Consider the following 11,043-nt stretch of genomic DNA (forward strand, 5'->3'; position numbering starts at 1 on the left):
TGGCGTCGAGCGTCGGGCGAGCGGGCCTCCGACCGGGCGGTCGACAAGGTCGCCGCGGCGCACCCCGACGCGCAGCTGGCGCTCGCGCATGCCCCCGTCGGCGGCGGCCGGGTGCACGAGCACGGTGATGACCGGGATCTCGTCGCCTGGTCGACGATCAAGGTGCCGCTGGCCCTCGCCGTCATCCGCTCGGGGCAGGGCGAGGCCGCCACCGCGGACATCGACGCCGCCCTCACCGCCTCCGACAACGACGCGGCCGAGTCCCTGTGGGAGCGCCTCGGCTCCGGCGAGGCGGCCGCCTCCGCCGTCGAGACCCAGCTCGAGCGCGGCGGCGACAGCCGCACCCGGGTCCCGCCCGAGGTCACCGTGGCGGGCTACTCCCCCTTCGGCCAGGCGCACTGGCGACTGCGTGACCAGACCCGCTTCGCCTCGCAGCTGCCCTGCCTCGCCGGCTCCGACACGGTGACCGATGCGATGGACCGGGTCGTCGACGGCCAGCGCTGGGGCCTGGGCACGGTCGACGGCGCCCGCTTCAAGGGCGGCTGGGGCTCCACGCCCGAGGGCTACGTCGTGCGCCAGCTCGGCGTCGTTCCCGGGGCGAAGGGGGACGTCGCCGTCGCGCTGCAGGTGCGCACCGGCACCCACGAGCAGGGCACGGCGATCGCCGACGAGCTCGCGGACGCCCTGGTCGACCACCTCCGCCGCCTCGCCCTCCGGCCGCTGCCGCTGACCCCGCCCCTGGCCCCGCTCCCCCAACTCCGCAAAACCCTAGGGTCTTGCGAAGTTCGACTCCGACAACCCTGCACGACCTAGGTCTTGACGTTCGGGAGGGGGCGCTGAGAGCGCCCCGGGGGGCCGGTGCGCGTACCGGGAGTCGCGCGGCGGCCCGACCGGCGACGAGAGACGCCGCCACGGGCGCCGCAGATGCGTCGTCGGGGCCGGTCGCGAGGTAGGATCGGGGGGTTGAGGCCGCGGTGCCAGCCCCCACGGGGCGAGCCCGCGGCGACCCATGCACCGCCCTCGAGGAGCACCGTGGCAGACGAGCAGTCTCCCCAGACCCAGCCGACGACGCCGGACACCGGCTCTCCCGAGTACGACGCGAGTGCCATCACCGTCCTCGAGGGTCTCGAGGCGGTCCGCAAGCGGCCCGGCATGTACATCGGTTCGACCGGTGAGCGCGGCCTGCACCACCTCGTCTGGGAGATCGTCGACAACTCCGTCGACGAGGCGATGGCCGGCTACGCCGACACCATCGACGTCACCCTCATGGAGGACGGCGCGGTCCGGGTCAAGGACAACGGCCGCGGCATCCCCACCGACATCCACGAGGCCGAGGGCGTCTCCGCCGTCGAGCTCGTGCTCACCCAGCTGCACGCCGGCGGCAAGTTCGGCGGCGGCGGCTACAAGGTCTCCGGTGGCCTCCACGGCGTCGGCTCCTCCGTGGTCAACGCCCTGTCGACCCGCCTCGACGTCTGCGTGCGGCAGAAGGGCCACGCCCACCGCATGTCCTTCGAGGGCGGGGTGCCGACCGGCCCCCTTCGCCAGGAGGAGGAGACCGACGCGACCGGCACGACGATCACCTTCTGGGCCAGCCCCGAGATCTTCGAGACGACGACCTACGACTACGAGACGATCCGGGCCCGCTTCCAGCAGATGGCCTTCCTCAACAAGGGCCTGACGATCAACCTCGTCGACGAGCGCGTCGAGGAGCCCACCGAGGAGGAGCAGGCCGAGGACCTCGACCACGTCGACGACGACATCACCGACGTCGTCGACTCCGAGGAGGGGGCGCCGAAGAAGGCGCGCAAGGTCTCCTACCGCTACGACAACGGCATCGTCGACTACGTCACCCACCTCGTCGGGTCCAAGAAGGCCGAGCCGGTCACCCAGGAGATCATCGCGATCGAGACCGAGGACACCGCCCGCGAGCTCTCCCTCGAGCTGGCGATGCAGTGGACGACGGCCTACAGCGAGTCGGTCCACACCTATGCCAACGCGATCAACACGCACGAGGGCGGCACCCACGAGGAGGGCTTCCGTGCGGCGCTGACGAAGCTCATCAACGACTTCGCCCGCAAGCAGGGGCTGCTCAAGGACAAGGACGACAACCTCACCGGCGACGACATCCGCGAGGGCCTGACGGCCGTCGTCTCGGTCAAGCTGGGCGAGCCGCAGTTCGAGGGCCAGACGAAGACCAAGCTCGGCAACTCCGAGGTCAAGGGCTTCGTCCAGCGGGCGATGACCGACGAGTTCGGCCACTGGCTCGAGGCCCACCCCAACGACGGCAAGGACATCGTCCGCAAGGCCGTGCAGGCCGCCGCGGCCCGGATGGCCGCCCGCAAGGCGCGTGAGGCGACCCGCCGCAAGGGTCTGCTCGAGTCCGGCGGGCTGCCGGGCAAGCTCTCCGACTGCCAGAGCAAGGACCCGACGGTCTCCGAGGTCTTCATCGTCGAGGGTGACTCCGCCGGCGGCTCGGCCAAGGCGGGCCGCAACCCCGAGAACCAGGCGATCCTGCCGATCCGCGGCAAGATCCTCAACGTCGAGAAGGCCCGGATCGACAAGATCCTCGCCAACAACGAGGTCCAGGCCCTGATCTCCGCCTTCGGCACGGGCATCGGCGAGGACTTCGACCTGAGCAAGGCGCGCTACCACAAGATCGTGCTCATGGCCGATGCCGACGTCGACGGCATGCACATCCGCACCCTGCTGCTCACGCTCCTCTTCCGCTTCATGAAGCCGCTCATCGAGGCCGGCTACGTCTACCTCGCCCAGCCGCCGCTCTACCGGCTCAAGTGGTCCAACCACGACCACGAGTTCGCCTTCAGCGATCGCGAGCGCGACGCGATGATCGCCGAGGGCCAGTCGAAGGGCTGGCGCCTGCCCAAGGACAACCCCGTCCAGCGCTACAAGGGTCTGGGCGAGATGAACTACCAGGAGCTGTGGGAGACGACGATGGACCCCGACACCCGGGTCCTGCTCCAGGTGACGCTCGACGACGCCGCCGCGGCCGACGAGATCTTCGCCGTCCTCATGGGCGAGGACGTCGAGTCCCGCCGCAGCTTCATCCAGAAGAACGCACGCGACGTGCGCTTCCTCGACATCTGACGCGACCACGCGCCGAGCCAGCCTTCGCCCCCCTTCGGCACGACCCCGAGGTGACCTGACCACATGACCGACACCCCCACCACGCCCGAGACCGACCGGACCGAGCCGGTCGACCTCAACGCGGAGATGCAGCGCAGCTACATCGAGTACGCGATGAGCGTCATTGTCTCCCGCGCGCTGCCTGACGTGCGCGACGGCCTCAAGCCGGTGCACCGCCGCATCGTCTACGCCATGTACGACGGCGGCTACCGCCCCGACCGCGGCTACAACAAGTGCTCGCGCGTCGTCGGCGACGTCATGGGTCAGTACCACCCGCACGGTGACTCCGCGATCTACGACGCGATGGTCCGCCTCGTGCAGCCGTGGTCGCTGCGCTACCCGCTCATCGACGGCCAGGGCAACTTCGGCTCCGCCGGCAACGACGGTGCCGCCGCCCGCGGTACACCGAGTGCAAGATGGCGCCGCTGTCGATGGAGCTCGTGCGCGACATCGACCAGGAGACGGTCGACTTCGTCCCCAACTACGACGGCAAGACGCTGCAGCCCGACGTGCTGCCGGCGCGCTTCCCCAACCTGCTCGCCAACGGCTCCGCCGGCATCGCCGTCGGCATGGCCACGCAGATCCCGCCGCACAACCTGCGCGAGGTCGCCGACGCCGCCCAGTGGATGCTCGAGCACCCCGAGGCCCCCCGCGAGGAGGCGCTCGAGGCGGTCATGGGCCTGATCAAGGGCCCCGACTTCCCCACCGGCGCGCTCATCATGGGCAACCGTGGCATCGACGAGGCCTACCGCACCGGCCGTGGCTCGATCATCATGCGGGCCGTCGTCGAGGTCGAGGAGATCCAGGGTCGCACCTGCCTCGTCGTCACCGAGCTGCCCTACCAGGTCAACCCCGACGCGCTCGCCCAGAAGATCGCGGAGATGACCAAGGAGGGTCGCCTGTCGGGCATCGCCGACATCCGCGACGAGTCCTCCGGCCGCACCGGCCAGCGCCTCGTCATCGTGCTCAAGCGCGATGCGGTGGCCAAGGTCGTGCTCAACAACCTCTACAAGCACACCCAGCTGCAGACGACCTTCGGCGCCAACATGCTCGCCCTCGTCGACGGCGTGCCGCGGACCCTGCCGATCTCGGCCTTCATCCGATACTGGGTCGAGCACCAGATCGACGTCATCGTGCGCCGCACCGAGTACCGGCTGCGCAAGGACGAGGCCGCGATCCACATCCTGCGCGGCTATCTCAAGGCCCTCGACATGCTCGACGAGGTCATCGCGCTCATCCGCCGCTCCCCGACGGTCGACGAGGCCCGCGAAGGGCTGATCGAGCTGCTCGACATCGACGAGCTGCAGGCGATGGCGATCCTCAACCTCCAGCTGCGCCGCCTGGCGGCCCTGGAGCGGCAGAAGATCATCGACGAGCACGACGAGATCGAAGCCCGGATCGTCGACTACAAGGACATCCTCGCCCGCCCGGAGCGGCAGCGGCAGATCGTCTCCGACGAGCTCGCCGAGATCGTCGACCGCTACGGCGACGACCGGCGCACGCGGATCCTGCCCTACGACGGCGACGTCGCGATGGAGGACCTCATCCCGCAGGAGGACGTCGTCGTGACGATCACCCGCGGTGGCTACGCCAAGCGCACCCGGGTCGACGAGTACCGCGCCCAGAAGCGCGGCGGCAAGGGCGTGCGCGGGGCCTCCCTGCGCGGCGAGGACGTCGTGCGCAACTTCTTCACGACGACCTCGCACCACTGGCTGCTCTTCTTCACCAACCTCGGCCGGGTCTACCGGGTCAAGGCCTACGAGCTGCCCGAGGCGGCGCGCGACGGCAAGGGCCAGCACGTGGCCAACCTGCTCGCCTTCCAGCCCGACGAGCAGATCGCCGCGGTCTACGCGATCGAGGACTACGAGGCGGCCCCCTACCTCGTGCTCGCGACGAAGCGCGGCCTGGTGAAGAAGACCCGCCTGACCGAGTACGACTCCCCCCGCAGCGGCGGCCTCATCGCGATCAAGCTGCGCGAGGACGACGAGCTCATCGGCGTCGGCCTCGTCGGGCCGGAGGACGACCTGCTGCTCGTCTCGCGCAATGCGCAGTCGGTGCGCTTCCACGCCAGCGACGACATCATCCGACCGATGGGCCGCTCGACGAGCGGTGTCACCGGCATGAAGTTCCGCGGCGACGACTCGCTGCTGGCGCTCAACGTCATCGAGGACGGCACCGACCCCGACGTCTTCGTCGTCTTCGAGAACGGCGTCGCCAAGCGGACCGCGGCCTCCCAGTGGACGGCCAAGGGTCGCGCCGGACTGGGCGTCACGGCCGCCAACTCCGGCAAGGGCGGCCAGCTCGTCGGGGCGCTCGTCGTCGACGAGACCGACGAGGTCATGGTCGTGATGGAGAAGGGCAACATCGTCCGGTCGGCCGTCTCGGAGGTCAACCGCACGAGCCGCAACACCATGGGCGTCAGCTTCGCGACGCCGCGCAAGGGTGACTCGATCGTCGCCGTCGCCCGCAACGTCGACCGTGGCGAAGAAACGGATGCCGAGGGTGACGATGTAGCGTCGGACCCTGACGCACCCGTCGAGGACTCGGCGGGGACCGCCCAGCAGGGGGATGCCCCCGGAGGTGACCAGGAGTGAGCACGACAGGAGACACCACGGCCGTCCGCACGGCCGCGGGGCCGTCCCAGGCGACCCGACGCACCGCGTCGGCCGGAGCCTCACGACCTGCGCCGCGAGGTGGCCGCCGGGTCAAGCTCATGGTCTCGCGGGTCGACCCCTTCTCCGTGATGAAGGTCGGCTTCCTCGTCTCGGTGGCCATGGGCATCGCCTTGGTCGTCATGACCGGCGTCATGTGGGCCCTGCTGTCCGCGATGGGCGTCTTCGACTCGATCAACGAGCTCGCCGGCCAGATCATCGGTGACGGCTCGGGCGAGACCTTCGACGTCATGGACTTCCTCGGCTTCGGCCGCGTGCTGTCCCTGTCGATCGTCATCGCGGTCATCGACGTCTTCCTCCTGACGGCCGTCGCCACCCTCGGTGCCTTCCTCTACAACATCGTCGCCAGCCTCGTCGGCGGCGTGCACATGACGCTGACCGACGACTGATCCGCGCACCGACCGCCGTTTTGGTGTCGGCGGGAAGTGTGGGGTAATCTCGGGCGTCGCGCCACGGAGAGATCCACGGCGCACACGGGCCCATAGCTCAGGCGGTTAGAGCGCTTCGCTGATAACGAAGAGGTCGGAGGTTCAAGTCCTCCTGGGCCCACCACTGACGGTGAGGAGATCTCCATGAAGAAGGTCCTCGTACTCGTCGCGGCAGCAGCCGGTGCGGTGTACGCCCGGCGCAAGGTCGAGCTGCATCGTTCTGACAAGGACCTGCACGCGGCCACCAGCCGGATGTCCCGCACTCCCCAGCCTGCTGAGGGCGGCGTCTGGGCCGCGGCCACCGACCGTCCCACCTGATCCACCAGCCCTCGGGGGCGTGGCGCAATTGGTAGCGCATCTGCTTTGCAAGCAGAGGGTTGTCGGTTCGAGTCCGATCGCCTCCACCGAGAGCGAAGGGGGGTGCACCGCTTGGCGGTGCACCCCCCTTCGTCATGCCTGGGGTCGGTACTTCCTCGGCAGCTTGGCCACGATCGCCTCGTAGGAGTCGTCGACGGCCTCGAGCAGCTCGTCCAGGGGGATCGCGCCGCCGATCATCAGCGTGTTCCAGCCGTTGCGGCCGATGTAGGCCATGACCGCGGCGTCGGCGGGGTAGCGGGCGAGCCACTCGTCGGCCTCCTCGCGGGTGCTGCCCGCCTTGACACCCACGCCGCTCTCCCCGAGGAAGGCGAAGATCTTGCCCCGCTCGCCGGGGCCGACCTTGGCGACGAGGTCGCCCTCCCAGGGCTCGTCGGGCCAGGCGCCCGGCAGGCACAGGGCGTGCTCACGGATGGCGTCGGCGCTCATGGGGTCAGCGTGGCAGGTCTCGAGGCTCGCTGGCGCTCGCAGCTCACCCAGCGGGGCCGGCGGGGGCCTGCGAGCAGTCGCCGATGGCGGTGGCGAAGGCCTCGAGGTGCTCGAGGAAGCGCTCCTGCTCGGCCGCCGGCACGGCGGCGATGCCGTGGCCGTAGACCCGCAGCAGGCGCTCCATGTCGGCGAGGAAGCGGTCGCGGCCCTGCTCGCTCATGGTGATGACATAGGTCGGCGAGTCCTGCGGGCGGGAGCGCTCGACGACCCCGGACTCGAGGGCCGCGTGGACCTGCCGGTTGACCGTCGACTGCTCGAGGTCGAGCTCCTCGGCGATCTGGCGAAGGGAGCGCGGCTGCCCGTCGCGCAGCAGCCAGAGCAGGCGCCCCTCGGCGACCTTGAGCTGCTGGGTCACCTCGACGTGGCGCCGTGCCCGCTCCCACCTGGCCGAGACCTTGATCGCCGTCCAGGCGGGGTCGTCGGTGGGCGTGAGCGAGGTCTCCGCGAAACCGGCTTGGGCTGTCGACTCCATGATGTGTAGAGTACACATCGCCTTCTTGTGTAGATTACATACCCCCTCGGGACAAGGACCCCTCCTCATGTCAGCTTCGTCGCCGGCCGTCGCGCCCGCGCCGTCCCGCTTCTCACCGGTCGTCGTCATCGTCGTCCTGTGCCTCGGCAGCTTCAGCGGCGCGCTCATGCAGTCGCTCGTCATCCCGATCCAGGCCGAGCTGCCCAAGCTGCTCGGGACCGACGCAGGTTCTGCCTCCTGGGCCGTCACCGCGACCCTGCTGGCCGCTGCTGTGACCATGCCGGTCACCGGGCGCCTGGCCGACATGTTCGGCAAGAAGAAGGTCATGGTCGCCTCCGCCGCGCTCCTCGCGGTCGGCTCGGCGGTCGCTGCCCTCGGTGACACGCTGACGCCCTTCCTCGTCGGGCGCGTCCTGCAGGGCATGGCCATGGGCTACATCCCGGTCGCGATCAGCATGGTCCGCGAGGTCGCGCCGGTCGACAAGCGTGCCGGGGCCGTCGCCGCGGTCAGCGCCACGATGGGTGTCGGTGGCGCCATCGGCCTGCCGCTCGCCGCCTGGATCGCCCAGGACTTCTCCTGGCACGGCCTCTTCTGGTTTTCCTCCGGCCTCGCGCTCGTCGTCCTGGGCGCCACGCTCGTCGTCGTCCCCCACGTGCACGACGCGCACCCGGCCCACCTCGACGTCGTCGGCATCATCGGCCTCGCCGTCGGTCTCTGCTCGGCCCTCATCGGCATCAGCAAGGGCTCGGACTGGGGCTGGGACTCCGGCCGCACCGTGGGCAGCATCGCGGGTGGCGTCGTGGTCCTCCTCGCGTGGGGCTGGTACGAGCTGCGCCACCGCGACCCGCTCGTCGACCTGCGCACGGCTGCGCGCCGACCGGTGCTCTTCACCAACCTCGCGGCCGTGCTCATCGGCTTCGGCATGATGGCCCAGGCCATCGTCGTGCCCCAGCTGCTCGAGATGCCCGAGGCCACCGGCTACGGCCTCGGCCAGACGATCCTCGAGGCCGGCCTGTGGATGGCGCCCGGTGGTCTGATGATGCTCGTCTTCGCCCCGGTCTCCAGCCGGATGATCACGACCCTCGGCGCGCGCATCACCCTCGCCGTCGGTGCGACCGTCGTCGGCCTGGGCTACCTCGTCGCACTCTTCCTCATGAGCGCCCCCTGGCAGCTCATGGTCGCCAGCCTCGTCGCCAGTGCGGGCGTGGGCATCGGCTACGCCGCGATGCCCACCCTCATCCTCGACAACGTCCCCGAGGCCGAGGCCGGCTCCAGCGTCGGGGTCAACGGCCTCATGCGCTCGGTCGGCACGACGATCGCCGGCGCGGTCATGGCGGCGATCCTCACCAGCCGCACGATCACCCTCGGCGGCCACGTCATCCCCGACGAGTCGGCCTTCAAGGTCTGCTTCGTCGTCGGTGCCGGGGCGGCGCTCGCGGGCGCCCTCGTCTGCCTGCTCATCCCGCGCCACCGGGCCCGGGCGGCCACCACCGAGCCGGAGCCGGTGGCGAGCGGGGTCTGATCTCGAGACGCTCGTTCCTCGCTCCTCGATCAGCGGGGGGATAGACGCTCTGTCCTCGCTCCCCGATCAGCGGGCGGCCTGGGGTCGGGGTCCGGATGCAACCGGACCCCGGCCCCACGCGTCTGCTCAGGTGGACGCGGCCCAACCGTGACCGCGCCGGTGATCAAAGGGGACACCATGCGTACGACCACACACTTGCTGGGCGCGGCCGCGGCCGTAGCTCTCATCGCCGGGACCGCGAGCGCGGCACCCGCAGCCACCCGCGCTGGGGGAGGGATCTTCTGGGCCGCACCGACCTGCGAGGTCGCGGTGCACAACGCCTCGGACGACCCCGTCGACGTCCTGCTCATGACGGACCAGAACCTCCACTCGGGGGTCGTCCTGCGCGACAACCAGCCACCGCTCGCCCTCTACGACGGCCTCTACGAGAAGTCGATGCTCCTCGGTCGCGTCGCCAAGATGCCCGACCCGCCGGAGTCGGGAACGGTCCAGGTGCCAGCGGGCGCAACCGCGTCCTTCGCGACCGGGTGCACCTCGGAGCAGATGCAGGGCCTGGGGCCCACCGTCATCGCGAGCGACCCGGAGTCGGGTGAGTTCCTGCGCCTGTGGAGCAACACCTACTGGCCGGGTCACACCCACGACAGCACGGGCAACGTGCTGCTCACCTACGGCGGCTGACGCAGGACGAAGGGGGGTGTTCCGCACAGCGGAGCACCCCCCTTCGGCATGGCGTCGACGGGCCTACGGTGCCGACATGACCGATGTGCAGACCGCCAATCCCGAAATCGCCTCCACGATCGACGTCGCCGGCGTGGCCACCAACTACCACGACGTCGGCGAGGGCGACCCCGTCCTGCTCATCCACGGCTCCGGGCCGGGCGTGAGCGCGTGGGCCAACTGGCGCGGCGTGCTGCCGGCCCTGTCGCAGCAGCACCGGGTCATCGCCCCCGACGTGCTCGGCTTCGGCTACACGGAGCGGCCCGAGGGCGTCACCTATGACATGGCGACGTGGACCCAGCACCTCGTCGGGTTGCTCGACGCCCTGGGTCTGGAGCGGGTCTCGGTCGTCGGCAACAGCTTCGGCGGGGCGCTCGCGCTCAACATCGCGACGCACCACCCCGAGCGGGTCGACAAGCTCGTCCTCATGGGCGCGGCGGGTGTGCCCTTCGAGATCACCGAGGGCCTGGACAAGGTGTGGGGCTTCGAGCCGTCGCTGCCCAACATGATCGAGCTCATGGACGTCTTCGCGTACGACAAGTCGCTGCTCACCGAGGACCTGGCCCAGCTGCGGCTCGACGCGGCGACTCGGCCGGGGGTCCACGAGGCCTTCAGCGCGATGTTCCCCGCCCCGCGGCAGCGTTGGGTCGAGGCGTTGGCCGTGCCCGACGCCGACATCCGCGCTCTCACGCAGCCCGCGCTGATCCTCCACGGCCGCGACGACGAGGTGATCCCACTGAGCACCTCGATGCGACTGCACGAGCTCATCGACGACTCGCAGCTGCACGTCTTCGGCCGGTGCGGTCACTGGGTGCAGATCGAGCACGCGGAGGGCTTCGCGCGGCTCATCGGGGACTTCCTGGCCTGAGGGGACCTGGGTCTCGAGGCTCGGCCGCGGGCGGCCTCACACCGCCCACGCGGAACGTGGGACCCAGACCAACGGGTGATGGCATGACGAAGGGGGTCGGTTCCGCTGGTGCGAGACCCCCTTCGGTGTGGTCAGGCCTTGCGGTCCTCGTCGACCGGCAGGTCGCCACCGAGGTTGTGCGGCGTGACGTCGCTGCCCTCGGAGGTCTCCGTCGTCGACGGGACGGCCGAGTTGTCCGCCCAGTCGCGCGCGGAGCTCCACGCGTCGGTGCCCCTCGACCTCGGCCTCGTCCTGGGCGCGGGGCCTGGGGGTGTCCCTCGACCGGGGGCGGCCGGGGGCGGCCAGCGGGGTCCTCG

At 70.4% G+C, this 11,043-nt stretch carries 10 protein-coding genes, 2 tRNA genes and 1 pseudogene; 10 read left to right on the forward strand and 3 right to left on the reverse strand.

Translation table 11 applies throughout. The features are described 5' to 3' along the window. From AC2W7J_RS10470 to AC2W7J_RS10500, 7 genes and pseudogenes are all read left to right on the forward strand, one after another. Positions 1–813, forward strand: an 813-nt coding sequence (locus AC2W7J_RS10470; RefSeq protein ID WP_485982312.1) for a serine hydrolase, incomplete at its 5' end; no start/stop codon positions are given. A gap of 219 nt (positions 814–1,032) precedes the next feature. Further along, complete coding sequence (gene gyrB, locus AC2W7J_RS10475; RefSeq protein ID WP_255184869.1) at positions 1,033–3,105, forward strand: DNA topoisomerase (ATP-hydrolyzing) subunit B; 2,073 nt, start codon at positions 1,033–1,035, stop codon at positions 3,103–3,105. Between the two features lie 63 nt (positions 3,106–3,168). Next, positions 3,169–5,738, forward strand: a pseudogene (gene gyrA, locus AC2W7J_RS10480) (DNA gyrase subunit A). After that, positions 5,735–6,205: a DUF3566 domain-containing protein gene (locus tag AC2W7J_RS10485; RefSeq protein WP_255184871.1), complete on the forward strand. Its 471-nt coding sequence runs from the start codon at positions 5,735–5,737 to the stop codon at positions 6,203–6,205. The pseudogene gyrA and the gene AC2W7J_RS10485 overlap by 4 nt, the downstream one beginning before the upstream one ends. Before the next feature lie 86 nt (positions 6,206–6,291). Beyond that, positions 6,292–6,368, forward strand: a tRNA-Ile gene (locus AC2W7J_RS10490). Between the two features lie 20 nt (positions 6,369–6,388). Further along, on the forward strand, positions 6,389–6,562 hold the full coding sequence (locus AC2W7J_RS10495) for a hypothetical protein (protein ID WP_255184872.1): 174 nt from the start codon (positions 6,389–6,391) through the stop codon (positions 6,560–6,562). A 13-nt stretch (positions 6,563–6,575) separates the two neighbouring features. Continuing rightward, positions 6,576–6,648 (forward strand) — tRNA-Ala (locus AC2W7J_RS10500). Between the two features lie 46 nt (positions 6,649–6,694). Here the strand turns inward: AC2W7J_RS10500 and AC2W7J_RS10505 are convergent. Together AC2W7J_RS10505 and AC2W7J_RS10510 are read right to left on the reverse strand one after the other, a co-directional pair. After that, positions 6,695–7,048, reverse strand: coding sequence for an MmcQ/YjbR family DNA-binding protein (locus tag AC2W7J_RS10505; protein WP_255184873.1), 354 nt, complete (start codon positions 7,046–7,048; stop codon positions 6,695–6,697). Between the two features lie 43 nt (positions 7,049–7,091). Further along, positions 7,092–7,580 carry a MarR family winged helix-turn-helix transcriptional regulator gene (locus tag AC2W7J_RS10510; protein ID WP_485982313.1) on the reverse strand — a complete coding sequence of 163 codons (489 nt, stop codon included), beginning with the start codon at positions 7,578–7,580 and terminating at the stop codon, positions 7,092–7,094. A 67-nt stretch (positions 7,581–7,647) separates the two neighbouring features. On the opposite strand from AC2W7J_RS10510, the gene AC2W7J_RS10515 reads away from it, so the two are divergent. The 3 genes from AC2W7J_RS10515 to AC2W7J_RS10525 all read left to right on the forward strand — a co-directional run bounded on the left by AC2W7J_RS10515 (position 7,648) and on the right by AC2W7J_RS10525 (position 10,687). After that, complete coding sequence (locus AC2W7J_RS10515; protein ID WP_485982314.1) at positions 7,648–9,102, forward strand: MFS transporter; 1,455 nt, start codon at positions 7,648–7,650, stop codon at positions 9,100–9,102. 177 nt (positions 9,103–9,279) lie between these two features. Then, the gene (locus tag AC2W7J_RS10520; RefSeq protein WP_255184876.1) at positions 9,280–9,780 is read left to right on the forward strand and encodes a hypothetical protein; all 501 of its coding nucleotides are present in this window, start codon (positions 9,280–9,282) and stop codon (positions 9,778–9,780) included. A gap of 76 nt (positions 9,781–9,856) precedes the next feature. Next, complete coding sequence (locus AC2W7J_RS10525) at positions 9,857–10,687, forward strand: alpha/beta fold hydrolase (RefSeq protein ID WP_485982315.1); 831 nt, start codon at positions 9,857–9,859, stop codon at positions 10,685–10,687. A 131-nt stretch (positions 10,688–10,818) separates the two neighbouring features. Here the strand turns inward: AC2W7J_RS10525 and AC2W7J_RS10530 are convergent. Next, the coding region (locus AC2W7J_RS10530; protein WP_485982316.1) for a hypothetical protein at positions 10,819–11,043 on the reverse strand (225 nt) is incomplete at its 5' end.

The sequence above is a fragment of the Janibacter sp. CFPM2_SD2 genome, from assembly GCF_057364645.1.

Bases quoted from the DNA above. Each gene is read 5' to 3' on its own strand.
- AC2W7J_RS10495 (WP_255184872.1), top strand. From the start codon at position 6,389: ATGAAGAAGGTCCTCGTACTCGTCGCGGCAGCAGCCGGTGCGGTGTAC.
- AC2W7J_RS10525 (WP_485982315.1), top strand. From the start codon at position 9,857: ATGACCGATGTGCAGACCGCCAATCCCGAAATCGCCTCCACGATCGAC.
- AC2W7J_RS10505 (WP_255184873.1), bottom strand. From the start codon at position 7,048: ATGAGCGCCGACGCCATCCGTGAGCACGCCCTGTGCCTGCCGGGCGCC.
- AC2W7J_RS10510 (WP_485982313.1), bottom strand. From the start codon at position 7,580: ATGGAGTCGACAGCCCAAGCCGGTTTCGCGGAGACCTCGCTCACGCCC.
- AC2W7J_RS10520 (WP_255184876.1), top strand. From the start codon at position 9,280: ATGCGTACGACCACACACTTGCTGGGCGCGGCCGCGGCCGTAGCTCTC.
- AC2W7J_RS10515 (WP_485982314.1), top strand. From the start codon at position 7,648: ATGTCAGCTTCGTCGCCGGCCGTCGCGCCCGCGCCGTCCCGCTTCTCA.